A 25,182-nucleotide genomic window follows, 5' to 3' on the forward strand; every position below is an offset into this window, starting at 1 on the left:
TTGAAAAGAACTTTATTTAAGCCATCCTGTGCAACAGTAAAGCTAAAGTCATTAGCATAAGCGTCTCCAACCGTATCGCCACCAGCGATATTACCAAAGCCGAATGCGGAGGCAGGTGCTGCTGAGACTGCACTAACAGCGGCGACACCGGCAACAGCTAAAATAGATTTGACTAAGTTTAATTGGAATTTCATGGTTGATACCTTTATTTTTATGTTGAGTGGAAGCAGGTTTTTTTCCTTCGCATATTCAATCTAAAGCAAAGCACAGGTTAATGCAAGTAGTTTTGATAAAGATTCGATGAAGATTGAGAATAAGCTGATTGGATTTAGGAAAAACACCTAAATTGATGGCTTCTAGCTAGCTATTTCCTATGGCGTGCCTCAAAAAATAGGGGTGCTGCCATCCGGATTTTAGTCCTGACTTTTCTCTCTTTTAAAAAGCTATAACTCACCTCCCTAAACAGGGTTGTCACACAGCATAATTGCTGATAAAACTCTTTTTAATCTCTAAAGTATGCCCTTAAAAAGTTTTTTATCCGTGAATGTACGGTAGAAAAGTTTAAGTGATAGGTTGATTGGTGGGTAAAAACAGGTAAAAACCGATCCAGAAAGTTGAAGCTGCGGAATGTGGGCTATAACTCAGGACACAATCTGGGCTCATATTCGGTGCGTCGATTCTCGCTTTCGGATTCAGCAACCAGCGCCATTTAGACTTATATGTTGCAGCATTATCAAGATCCGACTCTGGGGCCCGTTTCACAAAGAATGAGTTTTCTTGTGGCGAGTAGGGGGTGGGCAGGAGAGGCCGCCCAAAACAGGCTTGTTGATCAGGGTGCAACATCTCTGTTTAGAGACCAATGGTTTTGGTGCTCGTTATTATCTGTGACGCCGGAACTTTGACTGAGTAAAGGGACGACTCGACTTTCTGGGACATAGTTTGCGGAACACCTCTACCGTCAGGGCTGTTTCGGGGCAACCACGGGGGGATTGGCCCTACGGAAAATCAGCCTTTTGTACGAGTCGTGCCAAGAATGCCTATCCATCCAGAATTTGTTAGGCATTTGGTGGGATTGGGGCAACCACGGGATTGGGGCAACGACAGGGGGCAGGCCCTACAAGAGAATGAAACAGCCCTGCGTCTACCGTAGAAGGCGCGGTGGTCGTTATCTAAAAATGTTGGGACTAATAATTCTATTTCTGGGTCTGTTTTCGCTAAAAATTGGTTAATATTATTTTTCCAAAAAAGCTCGATTCCAAGATTTAACTGGTGATAAGCAAGTAGAAATACTTGACGCAGTAAGGGTTTGAGTAGCTTGTTATCAAAAAAATGTGTGCGTGCGATCGCTACTTTTTAGACTTTCTACAGGGTAGAATCACGATCGTTCGCGTTCGCTACCATCAAAATGGTCAATAAACTTGTGATAATTACTACTCTCTTGAGGGAGGTTTAAGAGCCTAAACCCTGTAAATATCAAGGTTTCAGCGGGTTTCTCACTCGGTCAATTCCCAGATTCAGTTTGGCACTGTTTGAGGACAGCAGGAGGAACTGTCGCAGTCAGCAAAAATTTTCCCAGCCGTTGATTGAATGTTCTCCGAGACGATCGACTCATTTGACATCTAAATGATCAGCGATCGCCTGATTGATATGGCGATCGACTAACTCACTCTTTTAAGATACAAGGGGCGGGTTTTGGAGATTGTCAATTATTGGTATTGTTGGCTCACGGGCCCCTACCGTATTAGGGGTAATCGACCGGACATAATATGACAAGCCAGCAAAAGCGGAAAACACGGCGAAAATCCGATCGACTGGTGGGCCTGGTGCGACGAAGCCTGAGAAAGGGCTCGGAGGGAAAAGAAACCGATTTTTCTGTCAATTCGCTACTCTAGCTGCCACTGGTTTAGGGTGATGCAAGGGGAAGCATTTTGCGATCGCGCGATCGTCCAATACATGAATTCGCACTTTATACCGATAAAAAGCGCTTTTCACTGTCCCACCTGTTTCTTCAACGGCCACCGCCCAAACGCTTTTTCGTACTCTTCCCCTTCAGTTCGATCGACATTCCCAGCATTCAGCGACAATCCCAAGTCCACCGCGGATTTCAACACCCTTTTAAGAACAGGCAAGATACCTGTTCGACAACCGAGTCTACTTATTGTGGAACAGGCAAGATGCCTGTTCCCGATAGAGGTAAAAAATACTAATAACTAACCCAAAGTATACATCCAGCCATCCCTCGCGCAAATCCTCACAATTCCGTCCCAAACTACAGGCGTCGCCTCAAAGGACAAACCCGGCTTAAATCTCCCCGATTCTATTACTTTCAAACGGTAAAACTCCCCTTTAGCATTTTTCAACGCATTCTGATCCCCCGACTTTGCTCGTTCCCAATTTAAATTGAACAAATAAACACCGTTGTATCCCGCACTGATCAGTTTATTGCCATCGGTAAAAATCGGAGTCGAAATTGAAGAACCAATCGCTTTTTTAAATACTATTACCGGAGTATCGTAAGACTGGCTTCGCCAAGGCACATAATTTTTTTTACCTGTAATCATATCTTGGGAACCGATGTACAAATTGCCGTCGATCGCATTTGTGGCAAACAGCGCCGGAAACTCGCCTGAATTGTACTCGTCATTCAACGCCACAGAGCCGATTATCCCGCCTTCCCAGCTAGAAAGTCGGCGATTTCCGGTAGGCAAAAACCATTCGACGCTGGCATTCGGTTCCTTGTTGGGATTCAGCTTCAGAACTCCACCGTTGCCCTGAATGTATTGTTTTTCAATGGCACAAAACAGTTTCCCTGATTTAGAGATTACAGCACTTCCATCCAAATCTGAACCAGTATAGAAATCCCAAACTATCTTTTTAGTTTCAATGCTAATACCGTAAATATGACCGGAACCAGCAGCTATAAATATTCTATCTTTGAGCCGTGATGGCGATGATTCCGCTACCAAGTTGCCGCCGTGTTTGCTGATATCTCCTGCTGCATAAAGCTGTACTTCCGACAAGATATTTGGCTGCTTTATGCCTTGTTTGATTTTTGCATTGCTTGTGGAACTATCGAGAAAATAGCCGATCGCATTTTCCCCCGCATTGAACAAAACTCCACCGCCGAGATCCAAAGCGCTGCTGTCATTATCTCGACTGTAGCTGGGTGTTTTCCTGATGTCCAATTTCCAAAGTTCTTTGCCAGTTCTAAAAGATATTGCCCTAAAACTCGGCACGACACTTTTGCCACCACCGCCACTACGGCTTCCCTGCAAAATTACAATTCTGTTTTCGGCGCTAGCTTTTTGATCGATATAAATCGTTGATGAACCTTTGATTACATCATCAAATTTATAGCGCCAAACTTCTTTATTAGTAGCAATATCTATTTTTCGCAAATTGTGGTCATAAGCACCTATAATTAAATAAGTTTTTCCCCCGTCTCTGGTAATGGTCGGCTGTCCTGTCCAACCGGCACCGCTCCAAACTACAGACCGCCTTCCCAGGAAAGTCCGGCCGCCGCCTAGTTGAAATTTGTCGATTAACTTCAAGCTTTTCGGAACACCTCTGCCGTAAAACCGACGCTTGTCGTTACCTAAAAAGGTCGGAACTAATAATTCTATTTCTGGGTCTGCTTTAGCCAGGAAATTGTTAAGATTAGTTTCTAATAAAGCTTGATCCGAGGATTCAGTTTGGCTCAGTTTGATAACAGCAGGAGGAACAGCAGCGCTCAGCAAAAATTGTCCTAGCTGTTGATTGAAGGTTCTCCGAGATGATAAGCTCATATTAGATCGAGATAATCAGCCTTAATATTAAAACATAATTATCAGCAACAACTCAACTAAAACATCTCGCGCTAAACTGCTAGAGGACTGACAAGCTTACCCAGCACAAGTAAAAGTATATTTGATTATGGTCAACCGTCTTGCTCAATCCCAAAGCCTTTACCTGCGGAAACACGCCGAAAATCCGATCGACTGGTGGCCCTGGTGCGACGAAGCTTTGGAAGCGGCCCGAAGCGAAAATAAACCGATTTTCCTGTCAATTGGCTACTCTAGCTGCCACTGGTGTACGGTGATGGAAGGGGAAGCATTTTCCGATGGCGCGATCGCCCAATACATGAATTCGCATTTTATACCGATAAAAGTCGATCGCGAAGAACGCCCGGATATCGACAGCATTTATATGCAAACCTTGCAAATGATGACCGGTCAAGGCGGTTGGCCGCTCAACGTTTTTCTCACTCCAGACGAGCGAGTTCCATTCTACGGAGGCACTTATTTCCCCGTAGAACCGCGCTACGGACGGCCGGGATTTTTAGAAGTTTTGCAAGCAATTCGCCGCTTTTACGACACAGAAAAAGGCAAAGTAGAATCCTTCAAAGCAGAGATTTTAGGCAACCTCCAACAGTCGGCAGCGCTGTCAGGAGTGACCGCCGAATTAAATCGCGAACTCTTCCAAAAAGGGTTAGAAATCAACACCGCAATTATTGCGGGCAGCAACCCCGGCCCCAGTTTTCCGATGATACCTTATGCTGAGCTAGCACTGCGGGGAACGCGATTTAATTTTGAGTCAAAATACGACAGCAAACAAGTCTGCACTCAGCGCGGATTAGACTTAGCATTGGGCGGCATTTACGACCACGTAGGAGGCGGATTTCACCGCTACACGGTTGACGCGACTTGGACTGTGCCACACTTTGAAAAAATGCTCTACGACAACGGTCAAATTGTTGAGTATTTAGCAAATTTGTGGAGCGCGGGAATACAAGAACCGGCTTTTGAAAGTGCGATCGCGGGGACAGTAGAATGGTTGAAGCGAGAAATGACCGCGCCGACAGGTTATTTTTATGCTGCACAGGATGCTGACAGCTTTAACACTTCTGAAGAAGTTGAACCGGAAGAAGGAGCATTTTATGTCTGGACTTATGCCGAACTGGAACAACTATTAACTGCTGAGGAATTGGCAGAAATTAAAGCACAGTTTACTGTTAGTCGCAGCGGCAATTTTGAAGGCAATAATGTATTGCAGCGCCGCCATCCAGGGAAACTGAGCGACACAGTAGAAACGGCTTTGGCTAAACTCTTTGCTGTTCGCTACGGTGGCAATCCTGATACTGTAAAAACCTTTCCGCCAGCGCGCAACAATCAAGAAGCTAAAAACGACAGTTGGCCGGGTAGAATTCCCGCCGTTACTGACACGAAAATGATTGCTGCTTGGAATAGCTTAATGATTTCGGGTTTAGCCCGCGCTGCGGCTGTTTTTGGGAATTGGGAATATCTGGAATTAGCTGTGAAAGCGGCTAAGTTTATTTTAGACAATCAGTGGACGGATGGGCGGTTTCAGCGGTTGAATTATGACGGACAATCTGCTGTTACCGCGCAGTCGGAAGATTATGCTTTGTTTGTGAAAGCTTTGTTGGATTTGCATCAAGCGAGTTTGACTTTAGGCAATGGGGAAGAGGCAAAACAGTTGCCTAATTCTCAGTTTTGGTTGGAGAAAGCTGTGCAGGTGCAAGAAGAGTTTGATGAGTTTTTGTGGAGCGTGGAATTGGGAGGATATTACAATACTGCTAAGGATGCTAGCGGGGATTTGTTGGTGCGGGAACGCAGCTATATAGACAATGCAACTCCGGCGGCGAATGGAATTGCGATCGCCTCTTTGGTTCGCCTCGCGCTGTTGGGCCCGAATTTGGAATATCTCGATCGCGCGGAGCAAGGTTTGCAAGCTTTCAGCAGTATTGTGCAAGATGCTCCCCAAGCTTGTCCGAGTCTACTTTCGGCGATCGACTGGTATCAGCATTCTACCCTGATTCGCACGTCACCAGACCAGATTTCGGGGTTGATTTCGCAGTATTATCCTACTGCTGTCTGTCAGATTGAGGCTGATTTGCCTGAAGGTGTTATCGGGTTAGTTTGTGAGTGTTTGACTTGCAAGGAACCTGCGAAAAGTCAAGAGCGACTGTTGGAGGAAATTTTGCAAAGTCAAACGCGAATTTAGCACCAATACTGTCTATATTACTGAACCGCGAAGACGGCCAGAAAGAAGGAGGAAGCAGAAGGAAAAAGTAGATTATCTTCTACCGGGAAGGAATCGCATTTTCAGTCTGCCCCTCAATCTTCCAAAGAATCTCAGTGGCTTCAGCCCGCTTGAGTGTCAACAAATGCAAATACTTTCCGGCGGCACTGCCACTCGAACGCTGTCGCCGACTTGGTGTCGCTGCAAGTCATCTCTGTGCAAGTTTTGTCGGCGAAGGGCGATCGAACTTTTAGCAGTCAACCGCACCGTATAGCGCGTGTCAGTGCCAATATAAATAGCCTCTTCTACTATTCCCGGCCAGCTATTTCCATCCTCATAATTAGCCGGATAAATACCCGCTTTTTCTGGCCGCAACACCAGGGTGACAACTTTCCCAGCGGGGATATCTTCCGCTGTTGCAACTAACACGGGCAACTCCTGGTCAACCAACACGATTATTTTACCGTTTTGCTTTTCTACTACTCGACCACTTAAAAAATTACTGTCGCCAATAAAATCAGCAACAAACCGCGTTTTAGGATATTCATAAATATCAACAGGCGTGCCGACTTGTTGCAGTTTTCCTCCATCCATCACTGCAATTCTGTCCGACATCGTTAGTGCTTCTTCCTGATCGTGAGTTACATAAATAAACGTAATTCCCAGTTTTCGCTGCATTTTTTTTAATTCTAATTGCATCTCTTTACGCAATTTTAAATCCAGCGCTCCTAGGGGTTCATCCAACAGCAAAACAGACGGCTGTTTGACTAATGCTCTTGCTAGTGCTACTCGCTGCTGCTGTCCCCCTGACAGTTGGCGGGGATAGCGTTTTCCTACCTCGGCTAACTGTACTAATGCTAAGGCTTCAGCAACGCGATCGCGAATTGTTTTCTGAGGTATATTCTCCATTTCCAAGCCAAAAGCGACATTTTGTGCTACTGTCATGTGCGGAAATAAGGCATAATTTTGAAATACCGTATTTACTGGGCGGTGAAATGGCGGGCGATTTTGCATCGGTTGGCCGTGAATGTAAATTTCGCCCGCTGTGGGAATTTCAAAACCAGCGATCATTCGCAAAGTTGTAGTTTTGCCGCAGCCGGAAGGACCGAGTAAAGAAAAGAATTCTCGATCGTAAATTTGCAGGTTGATGTTATCTACAGCTAAGAAATCTTGACTGCGGACACTTTTAAATACTTTGGAAACTTCTAAAACTTCGACAGAGTGCATTATTATATATCCTGGTAGGGTGCGTCAGTGATTAGCCTATAGTTTATCTAGAAAATTACGCTGTGCTGACGCACCCTACGAATTCTATCTCAGCTAATCAGGATTTAAATTGCTTATCAAATAATTTAACTCTTGTGGGGAGTAGGGGTTGGACTTCTAGCCCGCCCCCAATATGCAAGTTAAATGGGGGATAGCTTACTTTCCAGCCCCTGCTTTAACTTCCGTCCAAGCTCGATCGTACAATGCAGTTGCTTTCCCGACATCCTGCAATAATTTCATTTTGCCAAACACCTCAGCCGGCGGGTAAATTTGAGGATTTTTAAAATCTTTCGGGTCAATTAAACCTTGATCGATTGCTGCTTTGTTGGGCGATCCGAAGTGGGTAAAATTGGAAATTTGGGCGCCGACTTCTGGCTGCAAAATAAAGTTAATAAATTTCTCCGCTAACTCTTTCTGGGGCGCACCTTTGGGAATTGCCATGTTGTCAGAAAAAATGATTGTTCCTTCTTTGGGAATAGCGTAACGGATATTAGGATTTTCTGTCATCACTTGGAAAATATCGCCGCTCCATTCCATTGCCAAATTTACTTCTCCTTGATCTAGCATATTTTGCCCGGTGTCGGGGACAAAAGCTGCAATGATATTTTTACTTTTAATCAGCAAATCGCGGGCTTTGTTAATCTCTTCGGGATTGGTTGTATTTGGATCAAATCCTAAATACATTAAAACTCCTGCAAATGTGTATCGGGCATCGTCTTGCCACGCGACTTTTCCGGTATATTTTGGATCGAACATCGCCGCCCAACTGTTAATTTCTCCCTGGATTGTTTTCACGTTGTAGCCAATTCCCATCGTTCCCCACTGGTAGGGCAGGGAATATTTGTTTCCCGGATCAAAACCTTGATTGATAAACTTAGGTTCTAGGTTCTTTTGGTTGGGAATATTGTTTAAATTCAGCGGCTCAATTATATTTTCTGCGATCATGATTTTCACCATGTAATCGGCGGGAAATATTAAGTCGTAACCGGGGTTTCCCTGTTTGAGTTTGGCATAAAGTGCGTCGCTGTTCTCGAAAGTGTCGTATTGAATTTTAACATTGTTCTCTTTCTCGAATTGGGCGATCGTTTCTGGGGCGATATAACTTGCATAATTGTAAATGCTGAGCAGTTGCTGTTGGTTGCTACCTGTGCGGCTACACCCGAAAGCCATTGTTGCACTCATCACGAACAAAAGTAGGAAAGTCAGCAGGCGTTTCATAGGTTGTGTTAGTTGCAGACAAAAATAATTATGACACAGAAAGCAATTATTTTAACTTTTCTGAACTTTTAACGATGATATAACCAGCAACAAGGAAGCCAACAACATCAAAGTTGAAATGGCATTAATCGCTGGCGTCACTGAGAATTTTATCATGCCATAAACAAATAATGGTAGCGTCATGGAACCGACGCCGGTGGTAAAAAATGTCACGACAAAATCGTCTAGCGACAGAGTAAAAGCCAGCAGTGCCGCGCTGAAAATAGCGGGCCAAATCAGAGGTAGAGTGATGCGCCAAAAAGTCCGCCATTCGTTAGCGCCTAAGTCAAAAGCTGCTTGTTCTAATTGAGGATCTAGTTCCGCCAAACGCGCCCTGATAGTAATAGTCACAAAGGAAATATTAAAGACAATGTGACCTATAATTACGGTAGGTAAGCCGAGATTCAGGCGAATTCCCGTAAGATTTTCTACGATCCGAAATACTAGCGTAAAGAAAACTAGCAGCGAAATGCCGATCGTAATTTCGGGCATGATAATCGGCAAAAACAGTAAAGCTTCTACTGCTTTGCGCCCCGGAAAATGAAAGCGTTCCAGTGCTAGGGCGAGCATTGTACCAAAAATTGTCGCTAACACCGTCGAAATAGCTGCAATTAGCAAGCTGTTGTTAAGGGCTGTCCAGATTCCGGCGCTGCTACTCGTAGCAATCGTCGCGCCTGCATTGCTAAACAAACTGCGATACCAATCGAGGGTAAAGCCACGCCAAACGGCATTGAATCTGGAGGCGTTAAAGGAGTAAATAATTAAGATGAGAATTGGCAAGTAAAGAAAGGCAAATGCTAGTACAGCTTGTACCCAAAGCCACTTTTTGCCGATCGCTCGCACAAGTAAATCTAGTTTTGTTTTAGTCATTAGTCATTAGTCATTAGTCATTAGTCATTAGTCATTAGTCATTAGTCATTAGTCATTAGTCATTAGTCATTAGCGCCTTTTAACCTAAAGGCAGGGTGCAACGATTTGTGTATACCTTACCTTATTGATTTTCGTCAGACACGCGGAAGTAAATTAACACAGGAATCAATATGATTACCGTCAACAGCATAGAAAGTGCCGAACCAAAAGGCCAATCGCGGGCTTTCATAAACTGATTTTGAATCAAATTTCCCACCATAACTGTTTTAGAACCACCCAATATATCCGGTGTTATGAAAGCGCCGACAGCGGGAACAAAAACTAAAATCGAGCCTGCCACAATACCGCGAGTTGTTAATGGTAAAAATACACGCCAGAAAGTGCGAATATCATTTGCCCCTAAATCGTGAGCGGCTTCTACCAATGAAAAGTTGAAGCGTTCTATGCTAGAATATAAAGGCAGAACCATGAAAGGTAAATAGCCGTAAATAAGACCGATCGCCACAGCGAAAGGCGTAAAAAGCAAGTTTAACGGTTCGCTAATAATTTGCAGGCTTTGCAAGGCTGTGTTAACTACTCCTTCGCTACGCAGGAGTATTATCCAGGCGTAGGTTCTCACTAAAAAGTTAGTCCAAAATGGAATAATTACTAGCAAAAGCAAAGCATTTCGCCAGCGGGGAGTACGGGTGGCGATGAAGAATGCTAGGGGATAGCCAACTAACAAGCAAGCAGCCGTTGTTAGAAAAGCCAGCCAGAGCGATCGCCCAATTACTCCTAAGAAAAGTCCACTGAACAAACGCTGATAGTTGCTGAGAGTAAATATCCAAGTAACGCCGCCGTAAGTACCGCGTTCTAAGAAACTGTACAAAAGTACAATTAGCACTGGCAAAATGAAGAAAACCATCAGCCATGCGGTAGCGGGAAATAAGAGCAGCAACAGGCTAGTCTGCTGGCGGTTTTTGACACTCATTATTCACTCAAGCGAAATTTATCACATAATGCAACACATTTTATATCAAATCCGCATTTTATGAATTATGTCATCATTAATAAATTATCAAGAGGTACGCAATGTCAGCAGAATCGTCAACCCCAAAAATAGTCGTCGTCGGGGCAGGATGGGCCGGTTTAGGCGCTACCTATCACCTAGCCCAGCAAGGCTATGATGTCACCCTGCTAGAAGCAGGCCCTTATCCGGGTGGCTTAGTTGCGGGGTGGAAAACCGCCGGCGGGCGTTCCGTAGAAGCAGGCATTCATGGCTTCTGGTATCCCTACAAAAACATCTTTTCCTTAGTCAAGGAATTAAGCCTCGATCCCTTCACACCTTGGACTCGTTCTTGTCAGTATTCACCGGCAGGATTGGAAGTAGAATCGCCGATTTTTCAGGACGAACCGCGCCTTCCTACACCGTTAGGAACCTTTCTTTACACTAGATTTAAAAGGCTGCCATTAGTCGATCGGCTTTCAGCCTTGCCCTTACTCTACGCTGTCCTAGATTTCGACAATTCCGACGAAGCTTGGCGCAGGTACGATCGCGTCACAGCCCGCGAACTATTCAAACAGTTTGGCGTCTCTGCAAGACTGTACCGCGATGCTTTTGAACCAATGTTATTAGTAGGTTTATTTGCACCAGGAGAACAATGTTCGGCCGCCGCAGCTTTGGGAATGCTTTATTATTTCATATTAGCACACCAACCGGATTTTGATGTAGTTTGGTGTCGCGGAACTGTGGGAGAAAAAATCTTTCGTCCCTGGGTCGAACGCCTGGACAAACTCGGTGCAAAAGTATTGACAAAGCAGCGAGTTACTGATTTAATAGTTGACAGCAACAACCGAGCCACAGGCGTTGTTTGCGGCGAACAAACCTTCGAGGCAGATGCAGTTATTTTTGCAGTTGGCGTCACGGGAATGCAAAAAATTATCAGCAGCAGCCCAGCTTTGCAAAGCCGCCAAGAGTTTCGGGATGCGATGAATTTGGGTGCAGTGGACGTGTTAGCTGTTCGCCTGTGGTTTGACCGAAAAATTGACATTCCGCTGCCTTCTAATGCCTGTTTTGGATTTAGTTCAACTACGGGTTGGACCTTTTTTGATTTGAATGCTTTGCACGACGAATTTCGAGCCGAACCGGGAACAGTTGTCGAAGCTGACTTTTATCACGCCAATCAATTAATTCCCCTAAAAGATGAGGAAATAGTTTCCTTAGTTCAGCGAGATTTAGCCACTTGCATCCCCGCTTTTCGGGAGGCAAAAGTAATTGACAGCAGCGCGATTCGGCTGTCGCGGGCTGTGACGCATTTTGCCCCTGGCAGCTATCAGTATTTGTTGCCTGCAGTAACAAGTTATGATAATGTATTCATGAGCGGCGATTGGGTTGTAACCCGTCACGGTTCTTGGTCGCAGGAAAAGGCTTATGTTACTGGCTTGGAGGCGGCTAATTTGGTAATTTCGCGTTTCGGACTTGGGAACAAAGCGGCAATTATTCCCGTGGAAGCTGACGAACCGCACATTCAAATCGGGAGAAAGATTAATCAGTTTACTCGCAGTTTGACTAAAACCTTCATTCCCGATTTTTGGCTGCCATAATTTTTAGTCATTAGTCATTAGTCATTAGTTAATAGTTAGCGGTAAGGTGCAACTATCATCACCCTAAATAATGAGGCTCTGCATCTAGGAATGCTAGCACGCTACTCATAGCGGTAAGGTGCAACCTAATGACTGATGACTAAGGACTAAGGACTAATGACTAACAACTATCGCCAATAAGGCCGGCCTTTCCAAAAAACTCCCACCGTAACTCCGATTAGTGCAGTTTCCGATAAACTTATTAAAAAAAAACGTAAGGGAAGGAGTGACTTTAACAGCAAACCCAGGAGTAGGCACAAAATTAAAACCCACAAACTAACTCGGTTCAGCAAAAATTGCTGATGCCAATACTCTAAAAAGTAAACCGCTAAAGCCCCAATTCCCACTGCGATAGCGAAAGGTATCAATATCCCCAGCGAGGGCCCCCCAAGAAGCGTAAAGATTTTCCGGAATACTTCCGACTGAATCAAGCCCCACACTAAAAATAACTCCAATCCAACCACGATGCAGTTGACGAGGGCGGAAATTTGCAGCATTTCTCGCCAAGGTAAAAGTTTTAAGCGCTGCAGAAAATTACTCACGATCGGCAGATTAGGTAGGTTGCTTTGATTTTATAACAGTTTTGCCCTGGCGATCGACCTTTGATGACAATTTGTGAAGTAAAATAAAGATATAGAGCAGTCTCTTGACAAATTCACCCAGAGTACCTGCCTATTAGTTGTTGGAACCGTGAAAGGAAAAAAGTTATGGTGGAGAACACTGTCGATTGTGCTGTAGCTTGCGTCAATGGCTGCGTTCTGGGCGACAAGTGCCCGAAGCGGGAATACGCAGAAGCAACGTCAAACTTTATTGAAAATACTTCTCTGGATAAAATGCTAGAAATAGCAGAGGAAGCCGTGAGAAGGAAACGGATGGAACCCCCCAAATGGGTAATTCCTGATTTTCCCGAATAGAATTAGCCTCCCAATTAAAAAGCGATCGGCCTTTTCCAACTGGCGATCGCTTTTTGTATTCCCTATGAAATAGCTGAGCCGAATCAATATATTTCCTGGGATAGAAGCTAAAAGATTAAATAGTAATTACAATATTACTTAATTATAGCCATCGGCAATCACTAAAAACAATTCAGTTAAAGCCAAATTTGGACATTTTTAATTTAATTGAGTTCCAAAACAAACAGGAGCAAGTATCGTGGCAAAGCAAAAGAAAAGCACCGCAAAAACAACAACAGAACGCGATAATTTGGGCGATTTGCCTCAAGAAATTACCGAATCTTACGGTACCGGCGTTATCGCTCAACCAGGATTGAGCGAAGACGACATAACAACCCTGCAAGACAGCAGTTCGGAATACTCTTTCGCCAGTTCCCAAATCGGTGGCGAGGATGGCGATCCTGCTGCGGAACAAGAAAGTGCCACTGGCGAGCAATCGGTGGGCGGAACTGCGCCTACTCCCGACCTCGATATTGTTGACGAACTCGGAGCCGCTGCGGGCATAGAATTGCCAGATGGGGCTATTTTGCACACAACAGATATGCTTGAACATCGAGATGAAAGTCGGTGGGAATTAGACCCGAGTTCTGCGGAAGATTATCAGGAACGACCGGATTTCTAGGTCTATTTGGTACAAAAAAATAGGTAGTATAATAGGAGCGGGTTCACCAGTATCCATACTTCATATCCCAAGTATTTGTAAACCCGCCCCTGATCACTTTTGCTCTCGCAACACATATCCAACTCCCCGGACAGTATGCAGCAGCCGTTTTGAGTTACTTGCTTCTAACTTGATCCGTAACGCACGAATATACACTTCAATAATGTTTGACTCGCCCATAAAATCATAACCCCAGACTTTTTCTAAAATTCTGTCGCGGGTAATCACTTGACGGGAATTTTGCAGCATAAATTCTAACAAATCAAACTCTTTGGCAGTGAGTTCAATTAGTTGATTGCCTCGATAAACTTCACGAGTTAAACCATTCAATATTAGGTCTTCAAATTGCAAGCTATCCGGGTCATTTGCTTGAGTTCGGCGCAGACGGGCTTTGACTCTCGCGAGGAGTTCTTCCATACTGAAAGGCTTAGTAACATAATCATCGGCTCCAGCATTTAATCCAGTCACGCGATCGGGTACTTCATCTTTTGCTGTCAACATAATTATTGGTACTTGAATACCAGTCGATCGCAACCTTAAACAGATGTCTAATCCAGAGATGCCGGGAAGCATCCAATCTAAAATTAATAAATCCGGTTGAGCATCACGAGCCATCATTAATCCATCCAATCCATTGGGGGCGATAGTGACGTGATATCCTTCAAGACTAAGTTCAGATTCGATGAACTTTGCCAGTTTAGGGTCATCTTCAACAAGGAGAATGCGATCGCTCATAGCTGCGGATTCCAGACAGGTAAGGTGATAGTAAAAATACTACCTTCTCCCGGTTTAGATCGGAGCGCAATACGTCCTTCCATGCCTTCGATGAGGCTTTTGGCGATCGCCAATCCCAACCCCGTACCGTCTCTAGAGCGCGTCATTGACTCATCCACTCGGTAAAATCGCTCAAAAATCCGGTTTTGATGGGGGAGAGAAATACCAATTCCGCGATCGCCCACATGAATCATCACCTGCTGTTCCCTCTTTTCTAAGACTAACTCAACTGGTTGTTCGGGAGCAGAATACTTGATTGCATTATCCACTAAGTTAATTAACACTTGTTGTAAACGATCCTGATCCGCACAGGCTACAACATCCTCATCATTTGACACCAAAATAATTTTCCGATTGCTAACTTTTTGACTCATCTCGGCCACCTCAGCCACCAGAGTATTCAGTATCACCGGATTCAAACGAAAGTGCAAGTTGCCACTATCAGCCCGTGCCAAATCGAGCAAATCTTCTAACATCCGAATCGTGCGTTCAGTTTCCCCAACCGCTGTTTCCAGTGCTTGTTGCTGATAGTCACTTAAGTTAGTGCTGCGTCGCAGCAAACTTTGTAAATAACCAACTACAACCGTCAGAGGAGTGCGTAATTCGTGGGAAACATTACCGACAAATTGGCGTTGTTGCTCCCAGGAACCCGATAAGCGAAACAACATCTCATTAAACGTTTGCGCTAGTCCTAAAATCTCATCAGGAGCCTGATGGAGTTGGAGTTTTGCTGCCTGCAAATTATCAGCAGACAAAGTGCTAGCTACCTCACTCATATGTTCCAAAGGATGGAGAGCATGACGAATGCGACTGGCGATCGCCAACATTAACACTAAGATTACCACAGTACTGACAACAATTAGACTCCGAATCCCATCATTTAACTGACGTTGCTCATCAGTGATATCTTGAGAGAAATATACCGTACCCAGTAACTGATTTTTAATCCTCAGAGTTCTGCTACAGATCACCAAATAGCGATCGCCCATCTGAACAAAAGTCGGCTGTGCAGGTACTTCCGTCAACGAGATCATCTTCGTAATCTTAGAAGATTGCAGATCCATATCAGGTGAATTCACCAAAAGCATCCCATCATTTCGCTTCACCCACACCATGATTCCTCCTGTGGAAGCTTTATGGACGCTTCGAGTTAAGCCAATTTCTAGTGAACCCATTTCACTATAAAGTTCAACCTGTTCGGGAAAGCGTATTCCAATGTATTCCAGGGTTTGTTTATGGGCACCGACTAGATTTTGCGACCTTTGCCAGCCGGCCCAAAATGCCACACTGCTGAGTCCTAAAATCGATAGTACCAGCAATTCCAGCGTCAGGCGAAACTGAAGCGAAGAGGTGGAAATTCGCTTGCCCGTGACAGGGTTTATAGCAGCTATGACTTGGCGAATTAGCTTCATTTTATCGTCAGGTAGTGAGGAGAATTAAGCATTAAAATGAGTCAAATTCAACTAGATAAAATTAGTATCGCGTAGAACCGACGAAAGTTGGTGCAGCCTTGATCATCGCCCGTTATATTTTAAATTTGTTGATATTTGCTTCGATCGGACTGGTATCTTAAAAGTTTTCCGCAGTGCCTTTAATCTGGTTAAATTCAAATCGTCTATCGTAATCTGTTACACCATAAAGATTAAAACTAATGGTTGGTTTATCTCCCAGTGCTTCCACATGATGAATCGCATCTGGCATTAAGCACAAAACGTCACCAGGAGCAAGCAAAATCTCGCCCACTGTTGTGATTTTATCGGGAAACTTGGCAGTTGGCGATCGCTGCCAAAAAGTATTTTTCTCCTGTCCATCAAGTAGCGCCACCAATCCCCAACTGGCATGATTGTGAATCGGAGAAACTGCACCAGGAGCCCAAGCCACCAACTGCACCGTCAGAGGAAAAAATGGTTCATCATAAAGTGTTTGTACTGCCCAGCCTGTCTCAGAGTCAGGCTCAAGGAGAGCAATTTGAAACCAGGAGGAACTATCTAACAACCTGCGGACAAGGGGACAAATTGCCTGGAGTCGTAAATAATCATCACTAATTTGGTCTAATACATCTTCCAAGTCAGTTAAAAAGCGGTAAAGTCGGTAGGGATGGGTGAAATCTTCAATTTGACTTGTAGCCTCAAAAATATTAAACTGTCCATCATCAGTCACTAACCAGTCTTTTCCTGTCATAATTTCTCAACTCGCGGTTAAATTACTGCACTACTAAGTTTTTCATCAGCAATCTTTGGTTCAGCAACGAGGGCTCTACGAAGAAACCCGCTTTCTAAGCCAAGAGTGTATAAGTCCTGTAAAGGATAGTCAGGATTAATCTCCACTCTATAAGACATTCGGGGTAACTAGATGATGCGTTCCTAATTTCCAGATGAATTTTTGCTGAAGAAAGTGGCGTATAAAGTATTCAGAGTTTTATCTCCCATCCATCTCTTCCTCATCTAGCACTCATTTTCTTGAGCGTTAATGCAAACAACCTCAAATCTTGAGGACAACAAAAAGCCAGCATAATTACCAGAGATCAAGAACTCTCAAGCAAACATCTGGCGTGGAATTACTAACAATTTATCTGGAAATTAGACACATGAAAGTAAAATACATTACCACGATCGCCATTGCCATCATTTTAGGCTTGGGAACAACTAATGTTAGCTACGCCAACTTCAAGGCTTCAACAAACTCAAACTCTACAAACGTTTCATCCAAGGTTGCACAATCCAATCCTTGTGCGGGTAAAGCCAATCCTTGCGCTGGTAAAGCCAATCCTTGTGCGGGTAAAGCCAATCCTTGCGCCGGTAAAGCCAATCCTTGCGCCGGTAAAGCCAATCCTTGTGCGGGTAAAGCGAATCCTTGTGCGGGTAAAGCCAATCCTTGTGCTGGTAAAAGCAGCACAACAACCCTTCATCCTCAGTTCTACACCGAAAAAGGTATGGCTCTTGATGGTCAGGATGTCGTAGCGTATTTTACCCAAAGCAAATTAGTTATGGGAGTTAGCCAATTTAAACATAATTGGGGTGGAACAACTTGGATGTTTGCTAGTGCAGCAAACCGTGATATGTTTGCTCAAAATCCTGAAAAGTATGCTCCTCAATACGGTGGATATTGCGCCCAGGCTACCAGTGAAGGAAATCTTGTTGTCACCCAGCCTGACGCCTGGAAAATCGTTAATGGGAAGCTTTATCTCAACTACGATAAAACAGTACAAGCACAGTGGATGGGAGATATCCCTGGTCACATTGCTTTAGCAAACAAAAATTGGCCTGCTATTCTGAATAACAAAGAACTGTTGCGCTAAGCTCAAAGTGATGCAGACAATTACTCCCTTCCTACTACTAGGATTACCGATCTTCTTCTTTGTATGGCTTCCCGCAGCTTCGCTAACGCGGTTTGTTAAATAAGTATTCTTTGAGTGGGAAGGGAGTAAATAATAAGCTGTCCCGCATCTTGCGTTGTATTTTTCGGGCGGGCGGGACGCCCACCCCACAAGAATTTCATCAAACTTGACTGTAAAATTTAGATGCGCCTCAGCTTACGATCGCCAATTCATATAACTTGCTGAAACAAAATTATGATTTCATGGCTTAAATATTTGGGCTTTCATCGTCGAGATAGTACCCCCAGAAACCGGATACCGATCGCCACCACGGTCATGTTAGCTTCGGTTATTTTAGCAGGTGGACTGGTCGCTGCTTGGTTTTCCGGTAACGGCACTCTCGATCGTCTATTTGCCCAACTGCAAGCAATGCAAAATCATCCTCCGATGTGGCTGCAAGTGCCGATGGTAATGGGGGAGTATTTGCTAACACCTACGGTCGCTCTGCTGGCGATTTCCCTGCTAATTATGCGGGTTTCGCCCATACCCCGAACCTGGTCGCGGGCCGTAGTTGTGGGAATCTTGTTGATGTTGGTGATGCGTTATCTGCTGTGGCGATCGCTCACAACCTTAAATGTATCCGCTCCATTAGATGGAGTATTTAGCATTGGGTTGTTTCTTCTAGAAATTTTCCTCTTGCTTACCAATATCCTTCAGTTATTTTTGATGTTGTGGGTAAAGGATCGCCGGAGTGAAGCGAATCGGTTGGCAATCGATGTAGTTGAGGGTCGATTCACGCCATCGGTTGACATTTTGATACCCACTTATAATGAGCCTGCCTATATTCTCAAACGCACGGTAATTGGTTGTCAAGCCCTCGAATATGCCAATAAAAAAATATATCTGCTCGATGACACCCGGCGTGAAGAAATCCGGCAACTTGCAGAGGAATTAGGGTGTGAATACATCACTAGACCTAATAATTGCCATGCGAAAGCAGGGAATTTGAATCATGCCTTAGCTGATACTCAAGGAGAGTTCATAGTTGTATTTGATGCCGACTTTATTCCTACCAAAAACTTTCTGATTCGCACCGTTGGCTTCTGCCAAGATCCCACAGTGGCCCTGGTTCAAACGCCTCAAAGTTATTACAATGCTGACCCGATCGCCCGTAATCTAGGCTTAGATAATATTATCACACCGGAAGAAGAGGTTTTTTATCGCCAAATTGAACCGATCAAAGATGGTGCCGGCAGTGTAGTTTGTTCTGGAACTTCCTTTGTGGTGAGACGCAGCGCCTTAGAACACGCCGGAGGATTTGTCACCGAATCGCTCAGTGAAGACTATTTCACAGGCATTCAACTCTCTGCGAAAGGCTATCGCTTGGTATATCTCAATGAAAAACTCAGCGCTGGCTTGGCGGCCGAAAATATTGCGGCTTATGCAACTCAACGCCTGCGCTGGGCGCGAGGAACCTTACAGGCGTTTTTTATTGATTCCAATCCTCTCACTATTCGCGGACTTAAACCGATTCAGCGACTGGCTCATTTTGAAGGACTTCTGCATTGGTTTACCTCAATTCCCCGCGTGGGTTTTCTGTTGATGCCTTTAGCTTATTCCTTCTTGGGCGTGATTCCGATCCGAGCCAGTGTTCAAGAAATGTTGTACTTTTTTATGCCCTATTATTTAGTGCAGTTAGCGGTTTTCTCCTGGTTGAATCATCGATCGCGATCGGCATTACTGTCTGATATTTACTCACTGGTACTAGCGTTCCCGCTGGTTCTGACCATCATTCAGGTGATGCTGTCTCCCTTCTCCAAAGGATTTAACGTCACAGCCAAAGGCACTGTGAGCGATCGCTTTTCCTTCAACTGGAAGTTAGCGCTACCGTTGCTGCTATTATTTATTGCCAATGCGATCAGCTTGTGGCACGTTCTGGTAACCTGTTTGATTCAAGTTCAGATGCACGCATCAGAGCCTGAAATCATCCAGCATTTCAAAGGGTTGGGCATTGGTTGGATTTGGAGCGCCTACAACCTTTTAATTATGAGCATCACGCTGTTAATTTTGTTAGACGCTCCTAAATCAGATCGCTATGAATGGTTCGATCTGCGTCGATTGGTAAGGCTTGCGGTGAATGGACAGATTTTTTGGGGCGTGACTACTTTCATTTCTGAAGTGGGGGTTCACGTAGAGATGACTCAAGCCCAATTGCCTGTTATTATTATAGGAGAAACGCTCCCGGTGACACTCACAATTCTAGAAGATAATTTGAGCTTACAAGGGCAAATCGCTCAGATTGACTTGAGTGGTGAATTTCCCTCTGTACAGATCCACTTTGACAAATTGGCTCTGCCCCAACATCGGTGTCTGGTGGAGATGTTGTTTTGCCGTCCAGGTCAATGGAAACGTCCTTGCGCTCCTGGTGAGTTAAAGTCTCTGTTCCTGCTATTTGGGATTTTGTTGAAGCCTCGGATTTTGTTCGATCGCGATCGGGCGATCGATTTCCTGAAGGTCTCAAAAGTTTAGTTCGATCAACTTTAAGAACGAAAAGGTGCTGTATGGAATTTAAAGATTTTATGGCTTTGCTGCATCCTATTTTAGCTGTAGCGATTGTTTTTCCTATGCTTGGTGTTGTTCTCAATATGGCGTGGCAAACTATGCAGCGTCGGAAGCAAATTGCGATCGATACCAAGAGCAAAATTCCACCTGTAGTCGGTCAAGAACACGTCAAAGCAGGTCGAATTTTGTCAGGTTCTGTGGTAGGAGTAACGCTGTTGGGTCTAGCCTACCCGATTTTTGAGCATATTTTGAGCAAGGATGTTTGGAGCAAAAACTCGTTTCAGGTCATTTTCATTGTGCTGATGTTTGTTGCAACTGTCGGCTCTTTGGTCATGCTATATCGAGCTACACCCGCTTTATGGCGCGGCATATTTGCCACCCTAACAGGTACTGGTTTGGTGATTCTTGGTACTCAAGATGGCGTTTATCGGCGAACCAATGAATGGTATTGGTCTCACTACTACATTGGTATCGCCGCTGCGCTAATTATGGTTTTCTCTCTTGCCATCATTCAAGACATTTACAAAGACCGCTCAAATCGCTGGCGCACTATCCATGTGATCTTGAACTCGATCGCTGTGCTGCTCTTTCTGGGACAGGGAATGACCGGAACCAGGGATTTATTAGAAATTCCTCTGAACTGGCAGAAACCCTATATTGATACCTGTGATTTCACCAATAAGACCTGCCCAAAGCCGTGAGCGATCGCATTACTTCGAGATTCAAGTCTAAAATTAGTAGAAATTAGACCAATAAACCCGGTTTCTGAATGTAAAGAAGTCCTGGGAGCAACAGGAGTGAGAACGAGAAACCGAGTTTATGAATCCCGGATTGCATCAGTCCTAATCAGTCATAAATCTTAACCATTGCGAGCCAAACCCTGAAGACTAACTTGCAAAATCGACAAACCCAAAATTAGCAAAAACAAAACCAGCCCGATCGTACAAGCATAGCCAATTTCCAAATCCTTAAAAGCCCGTTCGTAAAGATAATAAACAACAGTCTTAGAACTATTACGAGGCCCGCCCTGAGTCATAATATAAACTTCTTCAAAAACCTTAGTAGCAGAAATCGCCGAAATTACCGCTACCAAAACTAGATACGGCTTCATCAGTGGCACAGTAATATCCCAGTGCTTTCCCAAACCATCAGAACCATCAATAGCAGCCGCCTCATAAAGTTCTGCCGGAATAGCTTGCAGCCCTGCCAAATAAATCACCATGTAATAGCCCAATCCTTTCCAGATAGTAACCGCCATGACGCTAAAGATTGCTAACTTCGGATTAGCTAGCCAAGAAACAGGAGGTAAACCCAACAATTCCCCCAACTGATTCAGCAGTCCAGTCTCAGCAAACAGCCACTTCCAAGCAATCCCGGCGACAACCATTGAAATCACCGCCGGCGTGTAGTATGCTGCTCGAAACCAGTTCATCCCCTTAAGTTTTTGGTTGCACAAAATCGCCATTCCCAACGGTAGAACAACCAATACAGGCACAACGCAGGTGAGATACAGCAGCGTATTCGTCAAAGTTTGCCAAAATACTCGATCGCCCCACAACCTCTCAAAATTCTTTAAACCCACCCACTGCGGCATTTGAGTTAAATCATATTCATAGTTGGTAAAACTCAAATAAAAAGCTTGCACCGCCGGCCACAAAACAGTCAAACTCAAAATAAATAAAGCAGGTAGCAAAAACAAATAAGGCGTCAAATAGCGTCGGGAAAAAGTCACAGACATAGTAATTGATAATTGGTAATTTTACTCGTTAACAGGCTATGCCTGGTAACGCATATCCGGAGGCTCTGCCTCCAATTTTCCTACTAACAAGCGAGGCAGAGCTTCTGGACATTGATTCCCAGGCTATGCCTGGGAACCAGTTATAAATCACCAAGCCTAGCTCATTTTACTAAGAAGTGCTATCTGTTATTTAACTCCTGAAAACAAAGCCTGCCAGTCTCCGGGAGAACTGTCATTTTCCCCCCCTTTCACCTCAAAAGTAACGTTACAAGCTTGCGGTTGTTCCAAGGCCTCCACACACAATTCTGCAATATCTTCCCGACTGACTTTGCCCCTAATATTGTCTCCTTGCTCAAATATTAAAGCTTTGCCTCCCGGTTCTTCAGTCAAAGCGCAAGGTCTGACAACAGTATAAGGTATGCCGCTCGATCGCACACAATCTTCCCCTTTCAACTTCCAAGTCAAAATCCCCCCCAACATATCATTCATTCTGACAGCAGGCGGTTCTTCTTCCAAGTTAATTCCCGGTCTGCCAGGGCGGGTAACTCCTGCCGAACTCACCATCACAAATCGCGGCAAAGTCTGTCCCCCATCAGCTTTAATAGATTCTAACTCCAGTTGAAAAATACCCGGTGTAAATTTCGGGTTAAGCGCGCCATCATATTCAAACTTGCTCAACATTAGCTGAAAAGAAAAAATAGTGCTGGCATCAAATTTAGATCCATCTTTGACAGTTTTGGCGCGGAATACTGGAATTAACTGATCAAAAGGAACGGTGACAGTAATCCAGATATTGTAAACAGTATCAAACGAATAGCAATAGCCAATTCCATCCCATTTAGCTTCGCTGCGAACAATCAATTTGTAGCGCTTGCCGTCCCCTTTGACACGTAGTTGGAGGCCGCTAAATCCTGTGAGATTAAGCGGAGGATCAAAGTTGCGAGTACGCACCGAAGCAAAGCCACCCGAGTTGGCGGTAGAAACATTGCCTGTGAATATAGCTGTATTGTCTGTAAGTACGATCGAACTTTCGCTGGTGCCACCCATCACGATGTCGTCGAGGGCACCCCAAGTTTCTTTTAAATCTTGGCTGGGTTTTGTGAAGTCGAAAATTGTTTTTTCGCTTGCTTTAATTAGCTGGCGGCGAACAGCTTGCACTAAATTATTCAGGCCTTTGTATTCGACTATTTCGGGAACATCCACAACTTCCGGCATATAAAATTTGATGCCTTGATAATATTTTTCCCGCGTTGGGGTGTCTCCTTCTACCGGTTGAACTTTAGTGCCGGTGCAGCAGATAACTGCTTCTATACCCTCGGTTACTAGCGGTGTTAGGGTTTCTGGCAGAGTGATATCTCCTTCGACTAACTCGACATTTTTGCCGAGAATTTCTGTTGCTCTTTTAGCATCTCTGACGAGGCAGCGTACTCTATATCCCCGCTGTTGCAGCCTCTTGACAACTCGCTTCCCGACGCCGCCGGTAGCACCAGCTACCAGTATCAATTTGGGTTGGTCTTTTTTAGTTTTGCTGCTGCTTCCAAAAAGTTGTTGCAGCCAGCTAATGCTGCCAATGAAGGGAATGACGCCGAAATAAGCCAAGGTTTTGAGAAACCGGCCGGCATCCCATTGGGCGGTTTTTTCTTCAGTCATAAAAACCTCACGGGAGATTGGAAACCCAGTGGCTTTAGCCCTGGGAGGAAAAGCGACACGGGATACTTTAGTGTCCCGTCAATACTCTTAAAATCCATAGTTGTACCCATCCTTTTGATGAATAGAAAAACAATATTTGTGATTGATACCTTGAATTAAGCCCTGGGCTGATGACACATTAAAACTACCAGATGAACGAACAGCAACCCTACCTCTATAAGTCCCAATCTTCTTGCCCAAAGTAACAACGGCTTTTACAATGTCGCCCGTCTGGAAACCCTTGACGAACTTGAATCTAGGAACATACCGAGAAGGAAATCCCAACTTATCTGTGCGACACATCTGCCTTGTACCATGCCCCGTCGCTTTGATGTTTAGGGGCTGATCCGCTAGTACGGAAATATTGGGCGTATCACCAACGCAAGCAGCATCAAAGAAGTGGGTTTTTGGTAATTCCAACCGTATTCGGTTGAATTTGGTTAACCCGCCAGAACCCGTGGCAATCACTTTCCCTGTCTCTTTTAGCCGATTAAACAAAGCCCATCGGGTTGAATTCACAGCAGAGGCATCTTTTAATGGGTACTTAGCCTGTGCCAAGATTTTCTTCAAAATATCGGGCTTTTTTCCTAGGAATATCTTGATATCCTGAGTGTTTTTCTTGGTATTGCAAGGCTCACAAGCTAAACACAAATTAGATACCCTGTTAGTTCCCCCCGATGCTCTAGGCTGAATATGCTCAACCTGTAGCGGTACGTTTTCTGCACTACAATAAGCGCATCGTCTGTCCCATTTATTAAGAAGATATTCACGGACTTCGTAACCAGCTAACACACCCTGCTGGTACTCGACACCTGAAATCTCTGGATTTTCTATCTGCTGTAGATCGAATCTGACTAACTCTTGAAAGATTGTTCTGACTGGTGCAAGTCTTGATAATCTTTTGACCCAAGTTAAAGTTGTTTCTACACGGTGTCGAACGCTAGGAGCTAACCAACCTTTGGGACGTGTCCGGTTTAGAAATCTCGCTTGACGATACCTTGTGTGCCTGCTTCTGCGACCGCGCCGTAAATAACGACGCGAATCTAGCGATGCCTTAATTGCTTGACCGCGATGAGTTAATTGGGCTACCCAAATTAGCTCAGAACCTAAAATTATAGCTAATCCAGTAACTTTTGAACCGGGGTCAATTTTTAAAATCATGGGTCGCGGGTCTTCAGTTACCTTCTTCCTCAAAATTATTGTGAAAGGGTACAGCCTGAAAACTTTAGCTTTACCAATCTTTAGCAGTTTACGTGCTAATGATGGTTTGCATGGTGTTAATGGCTTGTATTTAGTATCTAGAACAAAGACGTAGTTGGGTTTTAGGATAGACATTGTTGTGTCTCTTCGATTTCTCGTAATGTTAGCTTCGCCAAAGTTTTGAGGGCTTGTTAGGTTTGCAGCACTGTTTCAGTGACCTTAAAACTGTTTAACTGCAAACGACAGAGCAGGAGAC

General features: G+C 44.5%; 19 protein-coding genes and 2 pseudogenes. 8 read left to right on the top strand and 13 right to left on the bottom strand.

The genetic code is table 11. From position 1 onward, the window contains the following. Positions 1 to 194 (bottom strand): annotated as a pseudogene (locus tag QUB37_RS12125) (PEP-CTERM sorting domain-containing protein); the annotation flags it as partial. 1,612 nt (positions 195 to 1,806) lie between these two features. Here QUB37_RS12125 and QUB37_RS29845 point away from each other — a divergent pair. Next, a pseudogene (locus QUB37_RS29845) lies at positions 1,807 to 1,980 on the top strand (DUF255 domain-containing protein); the annotation flags it as partial. A gap of 8 nt (positions 1,981 to 1,988) precedes the next feature. Here QUB37_RS29845 and QUB37_RS12130 read toward each other — a convergent pair. After that, a complete protein-coding gene (locus QUB37_RS12130; RefSeq protein WP_333162196.1) occupies positions 1,989 to 2,111 on the bottom strand; it encodes a hypothetical protein in 123 nt (40 codons plus the stop codon). Between the two features lie 99 nt (positions 2,112 to 2,210). Beyond that, positions 2,211 to 3,785 carry an outer membrane protein assembly factor BamB family protein gene (locus tag QUB37_RS12135; protein ID WP_333162197.1) on the bottom strand — a complete coding sequence of 525 codons (1,575 nt, stop codon included), beginning with the start codon at positions 3,783 to 3,785 and terminating at the stop codon, positions 2,211 to 2,213. A 127-nt stretch (positions 3,786 to 3,912) separates the two neighbouring features. Between QUB37_RS12135 and QUB37_RS12140 the strand changes: the two genes are divergently transcribed. Then, the gene (locus QUB37_RS12140; protein WP_333162198.1) at positions 3,913 to 6,000 is read left to right on the top strand and encodes a thioredoxin domain-containing protein; all 2,088 of its coding nucleotides are present in this window, start codon (positions 3,913 to 3,915) and stop codon (positions 5,998 to 6,000) included. A 156-nt stretch (positions 6,001 to 6,156) separates the two neighbouring features. Here the strand turns inward: QUB37_RS12140 and QUB37_RS12145 are convergent, their stop codons facing one another. The 4 genes from QUB37_RS12145 to QUB37_RS12160 form a co-directional block, all read right to left on the bottom strand. Further along, positions 6,157 to 7,245 carry an ABC transporter ATP-binding protein gene (locus QUB37_RS12145; protein WP_333162200.1) on the bottom strand — a complete coding sequence of 363 codons (1,089 nt, stop codon included), beginning with the start codon at positions 7,243 to 7,245 and terminating at the stop codon, positions 6,157 to 6,159. A gap of 195 nt (positions 7,246 to 7,440) precedes the next feature. Further along, positions 7,441 to 8,502 carry a spermidine/putrescine ABC transporter substrate-binding protein gene (locus QUB37_RS12150; protein WP_333162202.1) on the bottom strand — a complete coding sequence of 354 codons (1,062 nt, stop codon included), beginning with the start codon at positions 8,500 to 8,502 and terminating at the stop codon, positions 7,441 to 7,443. A 51-nt stretch (positions 8,503 to 8,553) separates the two neighbouring features. Beyond that, positions 8,554 to 9,411, bottom strand: a complete 858-nt coding sequence (locus QUB37_RS12155) for an ABC transporter permease (RefSeq protein WP_333162204.1) — start codon at positions 9,409 to 9,411, stop codon at positions 8,554 to 8,556. Positions 9,412 to 9,532: 121 nt separating this feature from the next. Then, positions 9,533 to 10,381: an ABC transporter permease gene (locus tag QUB37_RS12160; protein ID WP_333162206.1), complete on the bottom strand. Its 849-nt coding sequence runs from the start codon at positions 10,379 to 10,381 to the stop codon at positions 9,533 to 9,535. 101 nt (positions 10,382 to 10,482) lie between these two features. Here QUB37_RS12160 and QUB37_RS12165 point away from each other — a divergent pair, with 101 nt between their 5' ends. The 3 genes from QUB37_RS12165 (at position 10,483) to QUB37_RS12175 (ending at position 13,608) form a co-directional block, all read left to right on the top strand. Continuing rightward, complete coding sequence (locus tag QUB37_RS12165; RefSeq protein WP_333162208.1) at positions 10,483 to 11,994, top strand: FAD-dependent oxidoreductase; 1,512 nt, start codon at positions 10,483 to 10,485, stop codon at positions 11,992 to 11,994. 746 nt (positions 11,995 to 12,740) lie between these two features. Further along, positions 12,741 to 12,947, top strand: coding sequence for a hypothetical protein (locus QUB37_RS12170; protein ID WP_190734170.1), 207 nt, complete (start codon positions 12,741 to 12,743; stop codon positions 12,945 to 12,947). 238 nt (positions 12,948 to 13,185) lie between these two features. Next, positions 13,186 to 13,608 (top strand): DUF6335 family protein, encoded by a 423-nt coding sequence (locus tag QUB37_RS12175; RefSeq protein WP_333162210.1) that lies wholly within the window; start codon positions 13,186 to 13,188, stop codon positions 13,606 to 13,608. Positions 13,609 to 13,701: 93 nt separating this feature from the next. Here the strand turns inward: QUB37_RS12175 and QUB37_RS12180 are convergent, their stop codons facing one another. The 3 genes from QUB37_RS12180 to QUB37_RS12190 all read right to left on the bottom strand — a co-directional run bounded on the left by QUB37_RS12180 (position 13,702) and on the right by QUB37_RS12190 (position 16,602). Then, entirely contained in the window at positions 13,702 to 14,382 is a 681-nt protein-coding gene (locus tag QUB37_RS12180; protein ID WP_333162212.1) for a response regulator transcription factor, read from the bottom strand. Beyond that, entirely contained in the window at positions 14,379 to 15,833 is a 1,455-nt protein-coding gene (locus QUB37_RS12185; protein WP_333162213.1) for an ATP-binding protein, read from the bottom strand. The genes QUB37_RS12180 and QUB37_RS12185 overlap by 4 nt, the downstream gene beginning before the upstream one ends. Before the next feature lie 157 nt (positions 15,834 to 15,990). Then, positions 15,991 to 16,602, bottom strand: a complete 612-nt coding sequence (locus tag QUB37_RS12190) for a cupin (protein ID WP_333162215.1) — start codon at positions 16,600 to 16,602, stop codon at positions 15,991 to 15,993. Positions 16,603 to 16,972: 370 nt separating this feature from the next. On the opposite strand from QUB37_RS12190, the gene QUB37_RS12195 reads away from it, so the two are divergent. The 3 genes from QUB37_RS12195 to QUB37_RS12205 all read left to right on the top strand — a co-directional run bounded on the left by QUB37_RS12195 (position 16,973) and on the right by QUB37_RS12205 (position 21,000). Then, positions 16,973 to 17,719: a YHS domain-containing (seleno)protein gene (locus QUB37_RS12195; RefSeq protein WP_333162218.1), complete on the top strand. Its 747-nt coding sequence runs from the start codon at positions 16,973 to 16,975 to the stop codon at positions 17,717 to 17,719. Between the two features lie 273 nt (positions 17,720 to 17,992). Further along, complete coding sequence (locus QUB37_RS12200) at positions 17,993 to 20,266, top strand: glycosyltransferase (RefSeq protein ID WP_333162220.1); 2,274 nt, start codon at positions 17,993 to 17,995, stop codon at positions 20,264 to 20,266. A gap of 32 nt (positions 20,267 to 20,298) precedes the next feature. Further along, on the top strand, positions 20,299 to 21,000 hold the full coding sequence (locus QUB37_RS12205; RefSeq protein WP_333162222.1) for a DUF4079 domain-containing protein: 702 nt from the start codon (positions 20,299 to 20,301) through the stop codon (positions 20,998 to 21,000). Between the two features lie 158 nt (positions 21,001 to 21,158). Here QUB37_RS12205 and QUB37_RS12210 read toward each other — a convergent pair whose 3' ends face one another. From QUB37_RS12210 to iscB, 3 genes are all read right to left on the bottom strand, one after another. Next, positions 21,159 to 22,037, bottom strand: coding sequence for a sugar ABC transporter permease (locus tag QUB37_RS12210; protein WP_333162224.1), 879 nt, complete (start codon positions 22,035 to 22,037; stop codon positions 21,159 to 21,161). A 186-nt stretch (positions 22,038 to 22,223) separates the two neighbouring features. Continuing rightward, a complete protein-coding gene (locus QUB37_RS12215; protein WP_333162226.1) occupies positions 22,224 to 23,687 on the bottom strand; it encodes a CIA30 family protein in 1,464 nt (487 codons plus the stop codon). 87 nt (positions 23,688 to 23,774) lie between these two features. Then, the gene (gene iscB, locus QUB37_RS12220; protein ID WP_333162228.1) at positions 23,775 to 25,061 is read right to left on the bottom strand and encodes an RNA-guided endonuclease IscB; all 1,287 of its coding nucleotides are present in this window, start codon (positions 25,059 to 25,061) and stop codon (positions 23,775 to 23,777) included. Positions 25,062 to 25,182: the final 121 nt, after the last annotated feature.

The sequence above is a fragment of the Microcoleus sp. AT3-A2 genome (assembly GCF_036705685.1).
Classification (GTDB): Bacteria; Cyanobacteriota; Cyanobacteriia; order Cyanobacteriales; family Microcoleaceae; genus Microcoleus.